Genomic DNA, 21,070 nt, shown 5'->3' on the forward strand with positions numbered 1-21,070 from the left:
CTAACGGTTTTGTTTGAGTTGCCATAAGAAATTTCTAAGTTATTGAATCCATTGGCATAGCCAATACTGGTAGAAGTTTCTGCACTACTAGATTGATAACTAAAATCACTGTAACCATCACCATTTACATCTCCTGTTGGTTTATAAACTCCTGAACCAACATTGACAGAAGATGATAAATTACCTTGGACGTTACCAAAATAAATAGATGTTTCATTGTTGGTGCTAGTTAACATTACGTCATCATAACCATCACCGTTATAATCCCCTAGGGCAACCCCATTGTTAATAGAAGTTTTTAACACACTACTAAGTTCGATCGAGCTACCAAGGGTAGGTAAATTAGCAGAACCTAACTGTACATAGAAGTTATTATCATTATCAATAACTCCCAAATCTTGTAAACCATCGCCGTTAATATCTCCTAAGGCTAAAAACTGATTGATAGTGTGATTTGATACGGTAATAATTATATCATCGCTACCAACAGAGGCATCTACTAGATTAGTGGTACTATTACCAAAAATTAAAATTCCTCCTGAGTCACTACCACCAGAAAGCACATCAGCAAAACCATCACCATTGACATCCCCTAACATCACCACATTATTACCATTACCCGTTAAACCAACACCTTGTAAATCGTTCGTAATAAAAGTACTAGAATTAGAGGTAATTTGATTAGCTTCTTGTAAAGTAGTATTATTAGTAGTGGCACTAGCCGAACCTTGATTTAAGGTTTTGTTAATAGTACCGTTATTGTTGACAATATATAAACCTCCATCTTCCGCTAAACTCAGATAAGCACCATCAGAGGTATTACTACCAGCCGCCCACACAGCAAATTCCGCCGAACCCGGTTCATTAAGTGGTTGTGCTTGACTATAGAGAACAAAATTACCATCGGTCTGCATCAGTGCTTGTACAGCAGGGGTAGTATTATTTGTTTGCCAAATGACTTCCCCTTGAGGATTGAGTAAAAATAAGACACCCACGGGGATATTAATTTTGTATGTAGAATTAGTGCTAGAATTGCTTAACCCTAAAATATAACCATTGCTATTGACGGTATAAAGATCACCATCAATGATAAAACCATTATTCGCAGAAATATCCGCTAATTTGATACTACCATCGTCCGCTAACCAAGGATGACCATAGATAGTATATAACTGTCCAGCGTTAGGCGCACTAATCATTAAATCGTCCACGCCATCCCCATTGACATCCCCAATACCACTAGCACCAGCACCCACTAGCTGATAAGGTTGATCTCCATTGAGTAAGAAAGTCTTTTTACTGTCATTAGCGGTAACGTTGAGGTCAAAAATAGTACCAATGTCACTGAGATTAAGAGGTCCAAAAAGTACATAACCTTGCCCTGTACCGTTTGCACCTTGAGGGGCAGTAATCAAAAAGTCGGCATAACCATCGTTATTGACATCTCCGGGGGAAGTAATAATTGCCCCTGTTTGACTAAAGGAAAGCCCTCCCACAATGCCTAAGTTAGCTACACTTGTGATATTTTGAGAAGTTGTATTTTTGGCGAGTCCACCTTTGAGAACATATATTGCTCCTTTGTTATTAGCGTCTCCGGGGGCAGAAATCGCTAAATCGTTAACTCCATCACCATCTAAGTCTGTACTGTTTAAAGCACTTCCTAAGTTACCATTATTAGCTGTACCGTTGCCGGATGGTAAAGTTGAACCCGTATAGCTCATATATGGGCTTAAAGTTTCAGTGCCATTACTTTGATAAACATAGACAGCACCAATTTCGGCGGTAGAAGTAGAGGGGAAAGATTGTCCACTTGGGTTATCATTGGCACTGCGAGGAAGTCCGTTTAAACCATTCCATTGATTAGTGACGGCACTTTCATAGCCGATCGCACCTATGATTAAATCATCAGATGTTGTATTACCTGTAAAGGTTTTCGTTTTAGCGGTAAGACTAGAAACGGCAAGGCTATAACCTGCTAATTCTCCCGTATTAATGGAATTGTAGATAGTGGAAAGGGTAGAAGTACCGTCAAAAGCAACGTAAACCGCTCCATTACCATTATTGGCACCGGGGGCGCCGATGACAATATCGAATTTAGTACCACTGGCATAAGTGCCATTAGATTGAGCATTACTATTAAAATTACCCACCGCTACGGAATAACCAAAGCCAATGTTAGAAGTGGGAGCATTAATAACATAACCTTGATTACCCAAATTGGTGACATCAATAGTTCTTCCCGCCGTCATTTCTGAGCCATAGATGACATATACTTGGTTAGCATTAGGATCACCAATGATAAGATCATCATAACCATCACCATCAACATCCCCCGTTGCCATACTAAAGGGGAAATCGCCATTGGCTTGTCCTGTATCACTTAACCCAGTAATTAAGACACCGTTGGGATTTCCGCTTAAATCAGTGGTAGTAAGAGGATTGCTTTCATTGTTAGATAAGACTGCTCCTCCGCCAAAAAGAATTTGGATTGTACCTTGTCCTAACACAGTACCAGATGTGTTAGTGTAGCCTCGATTAGCAACCGCAGTATCCATTAAAGGTGCAGTTACTTGATTGCCTGATGAATTGGTATAGGTATAAGTATCCCCATTAAAATTACCCGAGACGATCGAATATCCCATACTAGGGTTATTGGTATTGATGATAAAACCACTATCGATTAAGGCTAGGGAAGAATCATTGGCTTCAGTAACAGTGGCGATACCTAATACTTGGTTAGAATTGATGGTTGTGGGTTCACTGGTGACATTTCCTGCTTGTAACGTTTGAGTGCTAGGGTTTCCCGTACTATAATTGATGGTGACGTTAAAATTAGTGCTACTAGAGAAAGTGTTATTTCCTGCATCGAGGAATAAATCCAAGTCCACACTAGGACTAAGGATGGTATAGTCAAAACTACCATTAGGGTTAACAGGATTGAGCAGTTTATTCCCTTGCGCTACGGCTAATTGATAACCGTTGGTATTGCCTACACTCCATGTAATGGTTTCATTATTGCTATTAATCGCAGTAACTTCGATCGAACTGATTTTAGTGCCTGTCACCTGATTACCCAAGTTTAAGGATAAGAAAATATCAGTATTACCATTAGGATTGACGTAGCCACTACTGTTAGCACTGGTGTAGGAAGTAACATCCCATTCGGGGTTATTAGCGTCTGATAGTTGCGTAGCGATAGGTTTATAGGTAGGATCGATCGAGCTAGGAATACCCCATTGACCATTCTCATAGGTGACATAATTCGTATTAGGTCCAGGGGGCAAAGGAGCGATATATTGAGAGTTATACTTATTACCGATGGGATTGACATTAAATAGAAGTTGGGAAATTTGAGAGGGGGTTAAATTACCAAAATCTGATAAATCGGAAGTTTCGTTATAGGCTAAGGCTTGACGATAAAAAGCTACCTCATCTAAATAAACGCCACTGGTATTAGAGGCACTAGCTAACGTCATAGTCGCACTACTAGGGAGGGTTAACTCCAAATTGTCTTGAGTGACAGACGGTTTCCCGTTGATATAAAGGGTAGCGGTATCGATTTCCCCGTCATAGGTGGCAACGACATAATACCATTCATTCGCCGAAGGAGTAAAGTTTTCTGAGTTTAAGGTTTGCCCATTCAAATTCAGGGATAATCCCGTATTTTTGAGACTGATACTTAATAAATTACTGACAGATACCAGATCGATCGAACTGGAGGGTAAAGAGGGAACTTTAAACCAAAATTCTACACTAAAAGAAACTCCCGATAAAGGAATAGTGGAAGAAATGGCACTATCACCATTGTTAAATAATACCGCAGGGTTAACATCTCCCTCATTAGTAGTGGTATTCTCTAATGCACCTACCTCATTAAATGTTACTGAACCGCTATAAGTACCATTACCACCTGCTCCATAAATGCCCTCATTGACAAGGGTTGTACCACTTGTTTCCGCTAAACGATAGTACAGGAGGGGGGATTCATTGTCCGTTAATTGGCTATAGGATATTGCTTGAGTTTCTGTCCATAAAACCGTTGGTTTACCGTCAATGGTGACAATACTTAACTCTGTTAAGGGATCAGGATTTGCGTCTGCATAGAGAATTGCGGGAGTACTCCAAGTAGCTACCCCATTATTATAGCTAAGACTTGACCAGTAAATAGTGGATTCTCCGTTGTTATAGTTAATCCATGCCGTCATTAGTTGATTATTAATCCATTCACCGATGACGATTTTGCCTTCTGAGCCTTCTTGTTGTGCTATGGGAGACGCTACAGTCCAAGTTTGGCTAGAGGGGCTATAAATAGAGTAGTAAACGTCAGATTGATTTAAACTTTCATTAATTAAGGTAGCTTCATCATCGGTGTAAAACTCTCCTGACACAAGGTTAGTGTTGATGTCGCTACTATTGGCATTTGACCAAACTAACACCGTAGTATTGTTACTAGCATTATAAGCACCTACGGGATTAAAGTTAAAGCCTCCTGTACCCGGAATGCTACTAATATTGTTAACGAGGTTAGATTCAGATGAATTTAGTAGGGCGTATTTAATAACAGTGGTGGGGGTAGAAGGAGAAGTGATAACGGGTTGATTGCTAAAATTCGCTACATTACCGTTACTACCTGATAAAGTATTTCCTGTATAACTGACGGTGACAATATCTCCATTACCGATGAGATTTCGACCTTCTGGGGGTTGCACGGATAAAATAACCGTATTGTCGTTAATGGTGACGTTAGGTTCGATCGAAAATACGACTCCATTGCTTTCTACGGTAAAATTGCTATTGGTGACACCCTGAGCGATTAAGTTTTGATCAAAAACGAGGGTAATTTGATTTGTGGTACTGCTTTCCACGATCGAACCAGCCCCCAACATTACGGGAGCATTGCTATTATTAGTGGTGTTAGTGAGGGCAAAGTCGCTAAAATTATTAACCCAAAGAGTGGTATTTGTCTGGGAATTATCAAGGAAAAGATTATTATTGTTACCCGTAGGAGTAGAAAGATTGTAACCGATCTTTAGTTCAGTGTCGGTACTGACTGATGTATCAAGAGTTAAAGTGAGGCTATTCCCAGAAATACTAATATTGCCTATGGTATAGCTATTATTATTACTATCGGTGACGGTAAATTGTTCACCTTTTGGTACATTAGTATTGTTACCTAATTCATCGATAAAATTGAGGGTGATAGTTTGCCCATTGACAAAACCTGCGATGGGTTCTAAAGGCGGAACTTCCGCTACCCAAGCCAATAAAGGAGATGAACCACCTGAAACAATAAAGGGGCTACTATCTTGTCCTAAATCCGCCTCAATATTTGCCATGAGTGCTTGAGTAGAGACGACAGGAGGAGTCATCCCTGTTACTAAGGAATTGCCGATATTTTGATTGTTATAAGTGATACTGACAGTTTGATCGGGGGATACATTTTGAGTGAGAGTTAAGACGGCATTTTCTCCTCTCAAAGAAATACTTTGCACGGTAACGCTATTAACCGTTCCATCAGCGTTAGTGACAGTGACGCTATAATCGTCAAGGATGTCGGATAATGTCAGATTGCCATTGTCGTTATTGATGAAAACAGTGGATTGAGAAACTTGGGTTGATATAGCGTTTTGAACCGTAAAGGATTCGATCAAATTTTTATTAGTATCTTTTAAGGGATTATTGCCTAACGAACTATCATTGTTATAACTAATGGAGACATTTTGTAAAGATTGATTTGTCACCGATGAAGCAAAAGTTAATAAAACCCCATTATTGCTAACTTGAGCATTAGTAATAGATAAGTTAGTGTTGTTGGCGCTGACAGTAAATCGATCGAGCTCAGGAGTTACACTAGGCTCTAAAGAAGTATTAAAAGCTAAAAAGAGACTGGGATTGATATAATTTTGACTGTTGCCACTGGTGGGGTTGTATTGATAAGCGAGGGAGTTAGGAGTATTATCGGTAATAACTAAATCCGAAATGTTTTCAATTACATTACCATTGGTATCTGTTAACCCTTGACTATTGGTAAAATTAAGATCAACTTGATTGTAAGTGGGAGTGGGATTGTTAGAATCACTGTAGTTAAAATTTTCTGAAGTAGGAATAGCACTTTCTAACTGGAGAATTACCAGATTAGCACTTGCCCCTCCTACCACGTTAAACACGGGAATATTGGTGACTTTGCCATTAATATCCGTCACATTGACAGTAAAATCACTAGGGGAAGGTAATTCATCTAAATCAGTACCAAAGTCCACAGTAATTAAAGAACCTGCTAAACTAGCTGTAGTACTAGAACCCGTTTGTGCTAAAGAAGCAGAACTTTGAACTTCTGACGAAACACTAGAGCTACTAGAGTTTTTATGACCGTTAAATACATCCCAAGTCCAACCGGGGGCGAAATTAAATCCAAGTCCGATCGGACCTACCTTGACATCTAAACCAATGGGAAAATTCAAGGAAATACTATTGTCAGTGCCTCCTATACCCCAATTAAAAGCAGTCGTAACACCGCCATTCATATCAGCACTCAATATCGGCACATGGGGAATTTGAAATTTGCCCACTAATCCCGTACTTAACACAGGAAAACTAATCGAGCCAGACATATCTAACCCTTCGGCTGTACCGTTAATAAAAGCGGCAAAAGTTTCAGCCACATTAATCGCTATATCAACGGCAATAAGCCCCGCTTCGGATTGTTCATCTTTCATCGAAAGCAATAAAGTTGCGGCTTCTCCAAAAGCCGTTGCTCCTAAAACCAATAAAGCTCCCCCTAAAGTTTGAGGAGAATAACTACCTCCTTGGGTACTCGGCTGTGCTAAAAGATTAAAATTAATACCAAGACTACCCGTAGCATCTAAACTGAAAAATCCTGCGGTTTCGGCGGCGGCAATAATGGGAAATTTAACAGAAGCAGTTAAACCTAGAATATCATCAATACTTAACAAATCATAAGGAGAGGTATTGGAAAAGGTATAAGTGGAATCGAGATCAAAGCCAAAAGTAATGGGACTTTCTCCCCGTATTTTTTTCGTTGTTGCTGGTATATTAGTATCATCTGCAAATAAATTACCAAATATATCGCTGTCTTGATAATTCGTAGTGGGATTCGCAACAGTTTGATTTTTCCATGGGCTTTTAATCTCTTTGGGGCTTTCCCATTCTAATTGGGCTTTGGTTTGTAAAAAGATTGATGCTTCTTCTCCACCCCAAGGAAAAGTTGTGCCTCCTGATAATGTTCCCACAAGTTCCCAATGTTCCATAAACGGAGTTATGATCGATCGAAGAAAACCACTTTTAGGCACACTGTGCATCAATTCCCAATCTTCTAATAAATTACTGGCAAAAGATATTTGTGCATTCCACGAGCCTAATGGTTCTTCTCCCGGTTGTTCTGTTTCGCTACTAATACCAAAACCTTCGGATTCTGTAGAGGATTGTACCGCCTGATTGGTATTTTGGCTATTGCTAGTTATAACCCCCGTATTGACTAAACCATTATTAATTAATTGAGGAGAGTAGGAAGCATTCGGAGTTATAGTATTGCTATTGGTAGAGAATTGAGAACTGCTAATACTAAATTTTTGAGAGTAAAAGTCGGTATCTTCTTTAATGCTGAGGTTAGCGATATTGTCAAAATTAACCTTTGAACCAATAACGATGACTTCACCGTTATTATTAACAGTGACAGTAGGCTCTAAATCTCCTACTTGATCAGAAGTTAAGGCTTGAGGAGTGTCTAACCATTGTAAATCTGCATTGGCATCATATTGGGCGGCAGTGTAGAAAAAATCACTATCATTGAGGCTTCCCTGTTGCCATACCACCGCTAACCCCGGATTGCTACCATTTATGAGGTTATCATTGGCTACAAGATTGATGCTGGTAACAGTTTCATTTCCTGTAAAGGCAATAACCTCGGCATTTTTCCAAGTTTCTGAATTATTGTCATAGACGGCGTGCCAAATGTAGCCTTCGTTTGCCCAAACTAGATGACTGACACCAAAAGAATCGGTAACGATAGCGGATTGACTAGAAGCGAGGTTAATAGACATGGCATGACACTCCTTTTTAAGGATTGATAATGATAGAAAAAGAAATTATTATTATCGATAGGTTGATAATCTATTCACAATTTTAAACTTAATTACTAGGAGAAAAATGTCATTTTTGTCATTAGTTTTTTCTTCGTTCGATCGACTATCTTTCTATATATAATTGAGGTTCATGGAATATTTATTCTTTACAATTCTTAAAATTATTTATAAAAATTAACCTTACTTACTTAAGAATACTGAGACTCATAAAAATTTATTAAGTTTTCATAAATTAATATAGTAATCATAAAATTAATATAAAAAATATCTCCAATACTCTATTTATAATTATGGATAAAAATAAATATTTGGCTATTAACGAAGTAATTAAACAGCAATTTTATCTAAAATATAATCGAGTTTTAAGTTCCACAGAAGAAATTATTTTAGAGGGTTCGATCGAGAATTTATCCTATGAACAAATAGCGAATAAATTATATATGAGTTCAGGTACTGTGAGAAATATTGCATCAAAGTTTTGGTCACAATTATCAGAATTATACCATGAAAAAATAACTAAAATTAACTGTAAATATATCATTGAAAATATCTTAAAATCGGAAGAAAATCAAGAAAATAAATCATTATCATTAATAGAAATTAACAGCGAAAATATTAATGATAATCAGGGAATTATTATGATTATTGATGATTATATAGAAAATTTAAAAATTCTGAAACAATTACTAGAAAAAGAAGGTTATCAAGTGCGTAGTGCCAGAAGTGCAAAGATGGCTTTTTTATCTTTAGAAGAAAGTTTACCAGACTTAATCTTATTGGATATATTAATGCCAAATATAAGCGGTTATGAAATGTGTAAAATCATTAAAACCGATCGAAAAACATCTCATATTCCCATTATTTTTATCAGTGCTTTAAATGATACGATCGATAAAGTTAAAGGTTTTGAATTAGGGGCGTGTGATTATATAACTAAACCCTTTGAAGAAATAGAAGTTTTATTGAGAGTTTCCCATCAAATTAAACTAAAAAATCAAACTTTAAGACTAGAAGAAGATATTAAACAACATGAAAAAACTATTGAAATGTTATATCAATCTCGATCGATTTTAGCTAGTGTTTTAAATAATAGTTGTTGTGGCATTGCAGTCTTAGAAGCGATTCGTAGCCCTGAAAATGCCCATATTATTGACTTTAAATATTATTTAATAAATCCTATTTTTGCTAATATATTTAATATTAATAACCTTGAATTAATAACTTTAGTCGATAGTTTAAAGCAATGCAATTTTTCTCAATTAGCATGGATTCAAGAATTTATTAAGGTAGTAAAAAATAATATTGATTTTAGGGATATTTTTTTATTTAAGGGACAAAATTATCAAATGAATGTGAACAAACTGGGGGATGGAATTACCATCAATATTATACCTTTGATTTAATTACTACGTTGATTTGTTGTGAGAAGTTTGGTTTGGAGTTGTATGATGCTAAAATTTAGGGGATATGGATAGAGAGATAGAAGGATTAGAGGAGAAACTAGAGAAATATAGACAGATAAAGCAGGGGATGGTAGAAGAGCCATTAAAATAACTTACATCTTTGTTACCTTTTGCCTTTTGCCTTTCATAAAGTAAACATACAATTAATTTTGCCTACTCACTTAATATTAATGCTTAACATCTGAGTAAAAATTAATAATCCTTACCAAATAAGTTCGATCGAGCGTTATTATTGAAATAATCATAACTTAAGCCTTACCAAAATTTTGGTTGAAATTCATTACAATTAAGAATAGTCATATTTTCTCCTGATGGAGTCATCACAAATAAACCTTGACTGTAAGCATAATTAGCAACTTCATCCGCCACTACCATAGCCGCCACTGCACCCAATGCCTTCATGTTTTGGTATCGTGGCATTAAGCGTTTAAACTTTTCTAGTCTTTGTAAATGTTCATCCACATCTCTTTGACTCAATTTGCTTTTTACTTCTACCAATACCACTTCACTATTATTTACTAACAATAAGTCAATTTCTAAACCCCCTTCTTCTCTTTTCACCACTACATCGGATTGTAACTCATGGACATCAATACCTCTTTCTTGAAATAATCTTACAGCAGAAGGACGTACTTGCCATTCCACAAACTCCCCTAAACGATTCCCTAGTTTTCCAATTTCTTGACTGACTTGTTTTATTCGACGATCGGTTTCTTGAGATTGTTCTTTCATGATACGCTCTGTTTCTTGAGATTGCTCTTTCAGGATACGCTCTGTTTCTTGAGATTGCTCTTTCAGGATACGCTCTGTTTCTTGAAATCTTCTTTCAGTCTGCTTTTGAGCTTCTAATAATTCCCCTAGTAATCTCCAAACATCATCTGCCGTAGTTGCCATAATTCTTCTCCTCTTTAATTTTGTAATTGTGTCTAATCTAATTGTATCTTATTTGTTTCTAGTGCAGATGGACTTAGATCGCAATTTCTTTAATTATTAACTTTATAAGCTAAGACGCATTTAACTTGCATATAATTGAATGAGAAATAAATAACTCCTTCTCCCTGTCCACCTGTCTTCGGAGTCTTCCAAGTCAGCCCTCACCTATTTTTATATCGCACTCAGGTACAAATCGGGCTAGAAGCCCGAACTACAAGGCTGAACTACAAGCCCAAACTATACGAAAATATAGGTTTTTCCCTGATGCTTATTTGAGGTTTTCAGCACCAGAAACCACTTCGGCGGTTTGGATTCGATCGCCCTGCTTAATATTTTCGACTACATCCATACCTTCAGTAACTCTACCAAAAACAGCATAGCTACCATCAAGGAAAGGAAGATCAGCTAAGGTAAAATAAAATTGAGAAGAAGCAGAATCAGGCATCTGCGATCGAGCCATAGCAATTACACCATAATCATGTTTAAGGTGAGGCTTTTGCTGAGTAGTTTCACTATAGATAATAGCTGGAGGTTCAACACCTTCTTTAGTATCATTATATTGAGGACGAATTTCTAAGGGAATAAAACGGGGGGTATTTGTTTCGGGATTGATATAACTACCAGTGCCTAAACTAGACACAGGGAAATTAGGATTTTTGCCTTGGGGGTCTCCACCTTGTACTACAAAAGGCGAAGGGTCTTTAACTACACGATGAAAAACTACGCCATTATAAACACCTTTTTTGACCAAATCCACAAAATTTCCTGCGGTAATAGGGGCATTATCTCCATCCACTTCAATGGTGATAGATTGACCATTAACCTTCATTACAACTGTAGCTTTTCCTTCTAAACGGGGTAAATTCATTAGATTTCCTTGATTATCGTTATTGTTAGTATTGTCAGGGATTTGCGATGTTTGATCAATAGGGGGTTGAGTTTCTCCTTCGACAGTTTCTTGATTAGTTGTACCGTTATCCAGTGTACCTGTTGTCGCTTCTAACTGCTGACATCCAGATAAAGCAAGGGTGGTAATTAAAAATAAGATTAAAATAAGATTCATAATTTTTTTGAGAATTTCCTATGACGGTAAACAATCAATTCTATCAGATACAAATTAGGAATGAAGAATGGAGAAGTTGATTGTCTTGTGATGGCAAAGCATCTCAGCAATATCTCAAATCTTAATTTTTGCGACAAATACTAACGTCCGTTAAAAATCTAAAGATATTGTTACAATAGTTAACAAATTGATAAAAAAAAGAATTATTATTCATCTTTATCAATTATTAGCACTATATACATTGTATAAAATCAATAGATAATATTAAGTAAATTCATGACTCAAACCATTACACCCACAGAAATAAGTGAAAATGCCGAGAATATTATCAATGTTCACTCTCAACCTGTAGTAATTCCGAAAAAACATCAAGAAGATATATCTCCGATTAGTGATATGTCTCCCGATAGTTGGCGCTATCACCCTGACTTGATAATTGATTACTATAACAAACGATCGATCCAAGTCTTGGGAAGACTATTAAATATCTTGTTTCCTGTATTGGGGTTATTGTTTGATAACTGGTGGGATTCTCTGTGGGGTAATTCTGCAAAAAATGAGTCAAAAAGAGCAGTTAAACTCAAGCAAGTATTAACCAAGTTAGGACCAGCTTACATCAAAATCGGTCAGGCTTTGTCCACCCGTCCTGATTTAGTCTCTCCTGCCTATCTTCAAGAGTTAACAACATTACAAGATCAATTACCGCCTTTTCCCAATGACATCGCCTATCAATTTATTACGGAAGAATTAGGCGCAACCCCCGATCAAGTTTACGCTGAAATTTCCGAAAATCCTATCGCCGCCGCCTCTTTAGGGCAAGTATATCGGGGCAGACTCAAAACAGGAGAAGAAGTTGCCATCAAAGTGCAACGCCCTGATTTAGTAAGACGCATCACCCTTGATATTTATATTATGCGATCGATCGCAGGTTGGGTAAAGGAAAATGTCAAACGTGTTCGATCGGACTTAGTTGCCATTACCGATGAATTAGCAGAGCGTATTTTTGAAGAAATGAACTACCTTCAAGAAGGTAAAAACGCCAATAAATTCAAGGAATTATACGGACATATTGAGGAGATTTATGTACCAAAAATCTATTGGGAATACACTGGTAGAAGGGTGTTAACTATGGAATGGATTAACGGCACAAAATTGACTGATATTGCGGAAATTCAAGCCCAAGGCATCGAAGCCACTCAATTAGTGGAAGTGGGAGTGCAATGTTCTCTACGACAATTATTGGAACACGGTTTCTTTCATGCTGATCCACACCCTGGCAACTTATTGGCTATGCCAGACGGGCGATTAGCTTATCTGGATTTTGGCATGATGAGTACAATTTTACCCTATCAACGGTATGGATTAATTGAAGCCATCGTTCACCTTGTAAATCGTGATTTTGAGGCATTAGCCCAAGATTATGTCAAATTAGACTTTTTAACCCCAGACACTGACTTAAAACCGATTATACCTGCCTTAGCTAACGTTTTTAACAATGCCCTAGGAGCTAGTGTAGCTGAGTTGAACTTTAAAAAAATCACTGATGAAATGTCGGCGATGATGTATGAATTTCCTTTTCGAGTACCTGCTTATTATGCTTTAATTATTCGATCGATGGTGACATTGGAAGGTATTGCCATTAATATCGATCCCAATTTCAAGGTATTAAGCAAAGCCTATCCCTATGTTGCCAAAAGACTGTTAACAGATCAATCCCAAGAATTGCGTAATTCCCTCAAGGATTTGTTATTCAAAGATGGTAGTTTCCGTTGGAATCGACTAGAAAACTTATTAAGAAATGCTAAAGATTCCCCTGATTATGATTTCGATCGAGTTATAAATCAAGGAGTGGATTATTTATTTTCTGAAAGAGGGGAATTTATCCGAGATAGACTAGCCGATGAAATCGTCAATTCTTTAGATCATTTTGGTCAAAAAACATGGTTAAATATTTCCACTACAGTAAGAGAAACCTTAGGCTTAAAACCTGTTAATTCGACTGTTAATAATAACGGTAATGGTAAAGGTTTAATGAGTGAAGAATCGATCGAACATTTAACCAACATTTTACAAATTTTACAAGAAACAGACGGTTATGATCCTTTAAAATTAATCCCCATTATCACCAATATTTTGCAAAACCGTGAAACCCAAAAATTAGGACAAAAAATCGCAGGAGGATTAGCCCAAAAAGCTACTGCTAGATTGATTCGTAATATTTTATTAGACTCAAATAATAACCATAATGGCAATGGTAAAATTAATAATAACTATAAATATGAACCTCAATTATCCTTACCATCAGCCTAAATAGAGTTTGCTGAAAAATTCTTTTGGTGAAGGGAGGTAATAGGTAATAGTTAATAGGTAATAGGTAATAGTTAATAGGTAATAGGTAATAGGCAATGGCTATAAAAAATAAATTTATGAGCATTTTGAATTATGTCTTCTTCCGATTTACTCAATTTAGTCTAAATCTTATCTCAAACAGAGATCAACTTAGATGCTTCCTCATATATCATAAAAGATGGGACAAAATTAGGTTATGATTACATAATCCTCTGAATTTTTATCTTAATTAATATCAATATCTATGGTTAATACCTCACGGCTGAAAAAATTAATCTCCTATTTAAAACCTCATCTTGATAAATTATATTGGGGTATTTCGGCGTTGTTTGTGGTTAATATCATTGGAGTTTATATTCCTTGGTTAATTCGTGATATTTTTGATGATTTACAAGACAATTTTGCGATCGAAAAGGTGATCGGTTATGTAATTTTATTATTCGTTTTAGCCTGTATAATGTGGGCGATTCGGATGTTATCAAGGGTTTTAATTTTTGGCATTGGGCGACAGGTAGAGTTTGATTTAAAACAAATTATTTTTGAACATTTATTAAAGTTAGAACCTGCTTATTTTAGTGTTAATAGTTCAGGAGATTTAATTAATCGTGCCACCAGTGACGTGGATAATATTCGCCGTTTAGTAGGCTTTGCCATTCTTAGTTTAATTAATACTATTTTTGCCTATGCTTTTACTTTACCGGCAATGCTTTTGATTAATGTCAATTTAAGTTTAATGGCTTTGGTAATTTATCCTTTAATGTTATTTACAGTCCAATTATTTAGCGATAAATTAAGGTTAGATCAATTAGAAGTACAGGAAAAGTTATCAGAGATTAGTGAGTTAATTCAAGAGGATATGAGCGGTATTTCTCTGATTAAAATTTATGGGCAAGAGGATAACGAAAGAAAGGCTTTTGCTAAAAAAAATAACAATTTATTAAAAGCTAATTTAAAGTTAGCTCAAACTCGTAATTTATTATTCCCTATTATTCAAGGTATTGCTAATATTAGTCTTTTAATTTTACTTTGGTTCGGTACTAGCGATATTGAAAAGAATTTAATTACTGTGGGGGATTTTATTGCTTTAATTATTTATGTAGAAAGGTTAGTTTTTCCTACCGCTTTACTCGGTTTTACCATCACAACTTATCAACGGGGAGAGGTAAGTCTCGATCGAATTTCTGCTATAACTAATGTTGAACCGAAAATCAAAAATCATCCTAATTCTGTTAACTTATCTAGGGAAAAAATTAGGGGAGAAATTAAAGCCGTTAATCTCAATTATCGTTATCCTAATACGAAAAATCCAGCCTTAAACAACCTCAATTTTACCATCGAAGCAGGGGAATTAGTGGCGATTGTGGGCTTAATTGGTTCGGGAAAATCCACCCTTGCTAATGCTATTCCTCGTCTTTTGGATATTGAGGCAGGGCAATTATTTTTAGACGGCATTGATATTACTACCATTAATTTAACGGATTTAAGAAGTTCGATCGCCTATGTACCACAAGACAGCTTCTTATTCTCTACTACCATTAAAAACAATATCGCCTATAGTAACCCTGTAGCGGATATGCTAGAGATTGAATATGCGGCAAAACAAGCCCAAATTCATCCCGAAATTATGATTTTCCCTCAACAATATGATACCCTAGTGGGAGAACGGGGTATTAGTCTTTCTGGTGGACAAAGACAACGTAGTTCGTTAGCAAGGGCTTTATATGTGGACGCTCCCGTGTTAATCTTAGACGATGCGCTTTCTAGTGTGGATAATAAAACCGCTACCCAAATCTTAGAAAATCTGCAACAAGAGAAGGGCAAAACGATTATTTTTATAACCCATCAACTATCGGCAGTACAAAATGCCGATCGAATTTTCGTCATGGAAGATGGTAAGATTGTCCAGTCTGGAAAACATGATGAATTATTCAACCAAGAAGGGTTATATAAATCCCTGTGGCAAAAACATCAACTAGAAGAAATTTTAAGTTAGCAGAAATAGCTTAGGGGGAGAAAGCAAAAACATCGACTTGTATTGACTTAATTGGTTTTTTATTACTATTAATAATTAAGCGAATATTTTTAGCAATTTCACTATTAAAAGTTACCTCACCACATTTTAAGTTCAATCTTTGATTCTTAATAGAGCCTTTTGAGATAGACTATGATGACGATCGATCGAGATACATTTTTCATAACAAGCGATGGCATCAGTAATCAAATTCAACTTTTCAGAAGCTAACCCCTTATGATACCAAGCCGATAAAAAATTAGGTTGAATACCTAAAACCCTATCCCAACTGATAATCGCTTCTTGCCACTTCCCAAGACTGTATAAAGCATTACCCCGATTATTCCATGAGTGATAGTCGTTAACATCAATAGCAATGGCTTGATCAAAATTATCGATTGCCTCGTCAAAACGATTTAAGTAAGCTAAAGCACTACCTCGATTATGCCATGCTTGGGTAAATTGAGGATTCACACTCAAAACTTGATCCCACAATGCGATCGCCTCCTCTAAATCTCCCGTTTGTGCTTTTTCTAACCCCATATTGAATAAATCGTTAATGGTTTCTGAGGAGGGGGAATCTTTTATCTCACAAGATTCTAACTCAGTTTCCTGTACTATTTTCTCGATTATTACCCCCGGATCAACAGTATTTATACCTAATTCTTTCGCTGTATTTTCTGCAAATTCGGGGTTGTTTTGTAATAAAGAAAGCACATCACCTAAAGAACTAGCAGATTCGTTTAATTCATTTTCTCTGTCTGTTTCATTGTCTGGATTTAAGCGCGATCGTAATGACTCCACCATAGGATTATTTTGGCGACGATTTAATAATTCTGTACCAATTTCATAAGCTAAATCGCCAATGGGGCGCAAAAAAGGCAAAGAAGCGGTTACTTCTCCTAAAATAATCATTCTAGCGGCGAAATGATAGTGAGGAGCAGGAGAAGCCATTAACTGATTGCGGTAACGTTGCAACCAAGCCAACCAAGTTTCCACCGTAATTTTTGGGCTTAATTTTTCAAAAAATTGCTCAATTCGATTTTCTTGCCACCCATTAGCTACCCCTTGTAGAAGTTGATGAAAGAGAAACTCTAAATCATTGTCTTTAACTGCTATGGATTTATGAGATGATGTTTTATTATTTCCATTATTGCTATTATTTCCATTACTGCCGTTATTATGGTAGTTTTCATCTTCTTCATTAAGAGGATCATAGGCTTGAATGGTAGCAGGAATTTGTTTAAGCCATTGTTGTAGTTTTTTGATCATTACTTTTGTGCATTAACAGCTATTCCTTGTGTTTATTTGATGATTAATTTCATCTTATCCTGAAGGATCGATCGTGAATCAAAAAGTTTTCTGATAAAAATGAAAATGATGATAGGGTGACGTGAGAGAAAGTAGGTAATAGATAAGATAATAGATAAAATGTTTTAATTCCTAATTCTTCATTCTTCATTCTTCATTCTTCCTATGACTTACGAACCCTTACATCATAAATATAGACCGCAAACCTTTGCTCAATTAGCAGGACAAGAGGCGATCGCACAAACCCTCATCAACGCTATCAAGAGTGAAAAAATCGTTCCAGCTTACCTATTTTGTGGCCCCCGTGGTACGGGAAAAACATCTAGCGCTCGGATTTTAGCCAAATCACTGAATTGTTTACAAAGCGATCGACCTACCGATGAACCCTGCGGAGTTTGCGAAGCCTGTAAAAGTATTACCAATGGCTCGGCATTAGACGTGATTGAAATTGATGCGGCTAGTAACACGGGAGTTGATAATATTCGAGAAATCATTGAAAAAGCTCAATTTGCCCCAGTTCAGTGCCGTTACAAGGTATATGTTATCGATGAGTGCCATATGCTCAGTACGGCGGCATTTAACGCCCTTTTAAAGACATTAGAAGAACCCCCCTCAAGGGTTATATTTGTCTTGGCAACCACCGATCCTCAAAGAGTATTACCGACAATCATTTCACGGTGTCAAAGATTCGATTATCGCCGTATTCCCCTAGAAGCGATGATTATTCATTTACAAGATATTGCTACCAAAGAAAATATTGATATTACCTCCGAAGCCTTGTCTATTGTTGCTCAATTATCTAACGGCGGAATGCGAGATGCGCAAAGTTTACTTGATCAACTTAGTCTATTATCAGAGACGATTACTCCCCAAAAAGTATGGGATTTAGTCGGTGCTGTTTCCGAACAAGATTTATTGGAATTGATACAATCGATCGCCACCGATAACCCCGAAAACGTCATTACTCAATGTCGCAAACTGCTCGATCGAGGGAGAGAACCGATAATTGTATTACAAAATTTAGCTAATTTTTATCTCAGTCTATTAATTAGTAAAACAGCCCCCCATAGAAACGATTTAGTAGCCATTACCGCCGAAACTTGGTCAAAATTGCTCCAAGAAGCCAAAACATGGGAATTAAGCCACATTTTGCAGGGACAGAAAAAACTCAAAGACAGTGAAGTACAAATCAGAAATACTACTCAACCTCGTCTCTGGTTAGAAATTACCCTCTTGAATCTCTTACCTTCAGCACAAGTTACCACCGTGACAGTGGAAACCAGTCAAGAAAAAACATCTTCACTTCAAATGATAAATACACCATCGGAAAAAACATCAAATTTGAGAGTAATTAACAGAGAAAATACGACTAAAGAAGAAGTCAAAAATCCTGTCGAAAAAAGTAACGAAAAAATTAATTTAAACGACTTTTCACAAGTCAAAGAAAAAGTAGTTCAAGTCATCGAAAAAATGACCACAAAAACATTTATTCGCCAAAATTGCCATATTATCAGCATTGAGGGATCAATGGTAAAAATTGCCGTAGGAACTAAATTTTTATTAGATGTGGGTAATCGGCAAAAAAAAGATATTGAACAAGGGTTTTCCCTAGTATTTGGAGAAAAAATGTCGGTAGTTTTAGTCGAAAATAAAGATATGAAATCAGAAACAATTAAATCAAAACAGGATAATCAGGTAGGAAAAAAAGATGAGTCTTCTAATATTAAATCCGTTAATAATTCTAGTCCAAAAATTAACAATCAACCTGTTTCAAAACCTCCAGAAAATGTAGTTTTTTTGGAAAGAAAGATAGAAAGTAATGCCCTTAATGCGGCGAAAATTTTGGCAAAAAGTGTTAATGGTGAAATCGTATCAGTGGAACCTAAAGCAACAAAACCAGATATTAAAGAGATTAAAGTAGTCAATCGTCCAGAAATACCAGATTTTGAGAATGAAGACGATGTACCATTTTAATTGATATAGAACTTACGCATTGACAAATAACTAAAAAAGTATATAACTTAATTTTGGTATTTTAAAATACATTTTATTGATGTCATCTTTTAATTTCTTTAATTAATATAGGAGGAACATTAAGTGTTGATGATATGGTTAGTAATCCTTTAAAATCTGAATTAATTGATTACTTTTGGTCTGGAAAACATCATAAAACTGTCAAAGGAATTAATATCTGACGTTACGCACAATAAACCTTCATTAAGATTATCGAATCAGAAATAAATAACTCCTTCTCCCTGTCCACCTGTATTGTCTTTACTGACAGCAAATGAGTTTTAGCTTAGTCTTTCCAGTCTTACCTTCATCAGTAAATGTAAATGCGTTTTAGAGTCAACGGGGCTCACTTTAATATCTGACTTGTTTAGCAGTTTCAAAGAAAACCCTTACATTCTCTTCTGGTGTACCTACTAATACCCCATGACCAAGATTTAAAATGTGTCCGCCTTTACCAGCTTTATTCACTGTATCATAGATTCTTTGTTTAATAAATTCGGGTGAACCAAATAACACTCCCGGATCGATGTTGCCTTGTACTTTCATTTGTGATCCGAGCCTTTGTCTTGCTTCAGCCATATCCACAGTCCAATCAACGCTGACAATATCAACTCCAGATTGTCCCATTCTTTCTAAAACTCCTGCACTACCACTAATGTATAAAATTAATGGGGTATCGGGATGGGTGGCTTTTACTTGCTCGACTACTCTTTTTTGATAGGGTAAAGCAAAAGTTTCATAATCTTGAGGACTTAATTCTCCTGCCCATGAGTCGAACATTTGTACAACTTGCGCTCCACAATCAATCTGGTAACGCACATAGGTTGCGATCGAATCTGCTACTTTACCTAAGAATTTATGGAGAATATCAGGTTCAGAAAATGCCATACTTTTAATGACGGCATAATTTTTCGAGCTTTTACCCTCAATAGCATAGGCGGCTAAAGTCCAAGGTGCGCCCACAAACCCTAATACGGTTGACTTATTACCAACCTCATTACGCAAAGTATTAAGAATAGTTTTAATAAAAGGTAAAGATTCTTCAGGATCGAGGGGATGTAATTTTTCTACTTGTTCTAAACTACGAATAGGAGGATCAATAATAGGTCCTTTACTTTCGATAATATCAAAAGGAATACCCATACCGGGTAACGGTGTTAAAATATCAGAGAACATAATTACCCCATCGGGTTGAAAGGCTCTCCAAGGTTGGAGAGAGATTTCAATGGCTAAATCAGGATTTTCTGATCTTTCCCTAAATCCGGGGTATTTATCTCTTAAATCACGATATACTTTCATATAACGTCCAGCCTGACGCATCATCCATACTGGAGGACGATCGAGGATTTCACCACGGGCAACCCGTAATAGACAAGGTAATTCGCTCATTTTATATATTATTTCTTATTTTAAGTGCATTTTTCAGCATATCATTACACCTTTACACTTTCCAAAGAATGTAACAATGTGTGAACAACAACGGTTGAATTGGGAATTAGGAATTAAGAATGATCAAAATCAGGAAACTCGCATTTCCTCGATAAAAGAAATACCATCAAAAATACCATTTTTAAAGGCTTGTGTGCTACGAATACGATGATTTTCATTCAGTAAAGTGACTGTTTCAATGAATCTAATAACCGAACTTCCCCCTTTGACAAAAACCAAAACCTATATACCTCAAGTGTTATAGCCAATTTGACTACTCGTTTACTGGGTACATTTTCCAGTGGTCAATTATTTTCACCCTGCTGTTAATGACTAAAGCATAAAAAGTTAATATCTTATACAAGAAAATACACAAAAACAAAAAGGTGTGTTAGAA

Annotated in this window: 10 protein-coding genes; 4 read left to right on the forward strand and 6 right to left on the reverse strand. The window is 36.4% G+C overall.

What is annotated here, in order from left to right:
• Positions 1–8,060 (reverse strand): beta strand repeat-containing protein (locus ACN4EE_RS16380; RefSeq protein ID WP_431707533.1); only part of this gene is annotated, 8,060 nt, incomplete at its 3' end.
• A 332-nt stretch (positions 8,061–8,392) separates the two neighbouring features.
• Here ACN4EE_RS16380 and ACN4EE_RS16385 point away from each other — a divergent pair.
• The gene (locus ACN4EE_RS16385; RefSeq protein WP_431707534.1) at positions 8,393–9,505 is read left to right on the forward strand and encodes a response regulator; all 1,113 of its coding nucleotides are present in this window, start codon (positions 8,393–8,395) and stop codon (positions 9,503–9,505) included.
• Between the two features lie 315 nt (positions 9,506–9,820).
• On the opposite strand, the gene ACN4EE_RS16390 is transcribed toward ACN4EE_RS16385, so the two are convergent.
• Together ACN4EE_RS16390 and ACN4EE_RS16395 are read right to left on the reverse strand one after the other, a co-directional pair.
• The gene (locus ACN4EE_RS16390) at positions 9,821–10,459 is read right to left on the reverse strand and encodes a hypothetical protein (RefSeq protein ID WP_431707535.1); all 639 of its coding nucleotides are present in this window, start codon (positions 10,457–10,459) and stop codon (positions 9,821–9,823) included.
• 307 nt (positions 10,460–10,766) lie between these two features.
• Positions 10,767–11,561, reverse strand: a complete 795-nt coding sequence (locus ACN4EE_RS16395) for a peptidylprolyl isomerase (protein ID WP_431707536.1) — start codon at positions 11,559–11,561, stop codon at positions 10,767–10,769.
• Positions 11,562–11,837: 276 nt separating this feature from the next.
• Between ACN4EE_RS16395 and ACN4EE_RS16400 the strand changes: the two genes are divergently transcribed.
• Both ACN4EE_RS16400 and ACN4EE_RS16405 read left to right on the forward strand, forming a co-directional pair.
• A complete protein-coding gene (locus ACN4EE_RS16400) occupies positions 11,838–13,871 on the forward strand; it encodes an ABC1 kinase family protein (protein ID WP_431707537.1) in 2,034 nt (677 codons plus the stop codon).
• Between the two features lie 283 nt (positions 13,872–14,154).
• Positions 14,155–15,903 carry an ABC transporter ATP-binding protein gene (locus ACN4EE_RS16405; RefSeq protein WP_431707538.1) on the forward strand — a complete coding sequence of 583 codons (1,749 nt, stop codon included), beginning with the start codon at positions 14,155–14,157 and terminating at the stop codon, positions 15,901–15,903.
• 132 nt (positions 15,904–16,035) lie between these two features.
• On the opposite strand, the gene ACN4EE_RS16410 is transcribed toward ACN4EE_RS16405, so the two are convergent.
• Complete coding sequence (locus ACN4EE_RS16410) at positions 16,036–17,193, reverse strand: tetratricopeptide repeat protein (RefSeq protein WP_431707539.1); 1,158 nt, start codon at positions 17,191–17,193, stop codon at positions 16,036–16,038.
• 204 nt (positions 17,194–17,397) lie between these two features.
• Here ACN4EE_RS16410 and ACN4EE_RS16415 point away from each other — a divergent pair, with 204 nt between their 5' ends.
• Complete coding sequence (locus ACN4EE_RS16415; protein ID WP_431707540.1) at positions 17,398–19,206, forward strand: DNA polymerase III subunit gamma/tau; 1,809 nt, start codon at positions 17,398–17,400, stop codon at positions 19,204–19,206.
• 390 nt (positions 19,207–19,596) lie between these two features.
• On the opposite strand, the gene hemE is transcribed toward ACN4EE_RS16415, so the two are convergent.
• The gene (gene hemE, locus ACN4EE_RS16420; protein ID WP_431707541.1) at positions 19,597–20,634 is read right to left on the reverse strand and encodes a uroporphyrinogen decarboxylase; all 1,038 of its coding nucleotides are present in this window, start codon (positions 20,632–20,634) and stop codon (positions 19,597–19,599) included.
• A 129-nt stretch (positions 20,635–20,763) separates the two neighbouring features.
• Positions 20,764–20,913, reverse strand: coding sequence for a hypothetical protein (locus ACN4EE_RS16425; RefSeq protein ID WP_431707542.1), 150 nt, complete (start codon positions 20,911–20,913; stop codon positions 20,764–20,766).
• Between the last annotated feature and the right edge of the window lie 157 nt (positions 20,914–21,070).

The organism is Geminocystis sp. CENA526 (genome assembly GCF_050753365.1).
Taxonomy (GTDB): domain Bacteria; phylum Cyanobacteriota; class Cyanobacteriia; order Cyanobacteriales; family Cyanobacteriaceae; genus Geminocystis.

Bases quoted from the DNA above. Each gene is read 5' to 3' on its own strand.
- ACN4EE_RS16385 (WP_431707534.1), top strand. From the start codon at position 8,393: ATGGATAAAAATAAATATTTGGCTATTAACGAAGTAATTAAACAGCAA.
- ACN4EE_RS16390 (WP_431707535.1), bottom strand. From the start codon at position 10,459: ATGGCAACTACGGCAGATGATGTTTGGAGATTACTAGGGGAATTATTA.
- ACN4EE_RS16395 (WP_431707536.1), bottom strand. From the start codon at position 11,561: ATGAATCTTATTTTAATCTTATTTTTAATTACCACCCTTGCTTTATCT.
- ACN4EE_RS16400 (WP_431707537.1), top strand. From the start codon at position 11,838: ATGACTCAAACCATTACACCCACAGAAATAAGTGAAAATGCCGAGAAT.
- ACN4EE_RS16405 (WP_431707538.1), top strand. From the start codon at position 14,155: ATGGTTAATACCTCACGGCTGAAAAAATTAATCTCCTATTTAAAACCT.
- ACN4EE_RS16410 (WP_431707539.1), bottom strand. From the start codon at position 17,193: ATGATCAAAAAACTACAACAATGGCTTAAACAAATTCCTGCTACCATT.
- ACN4EE_RS16415 (WP_431707540.1), top strand. From the start codon at position 17,398: ATGACTTACGAACCCTTACATCATAAATATAGACCGCAAACCTTTGCT.
- hemE (WP_431707541.1), bottom strand. From the start codon at position 20,634: ATGAGCGAATTACCTTGTCTATTACGGGTTGCCCGTGGTGAAATCCTC.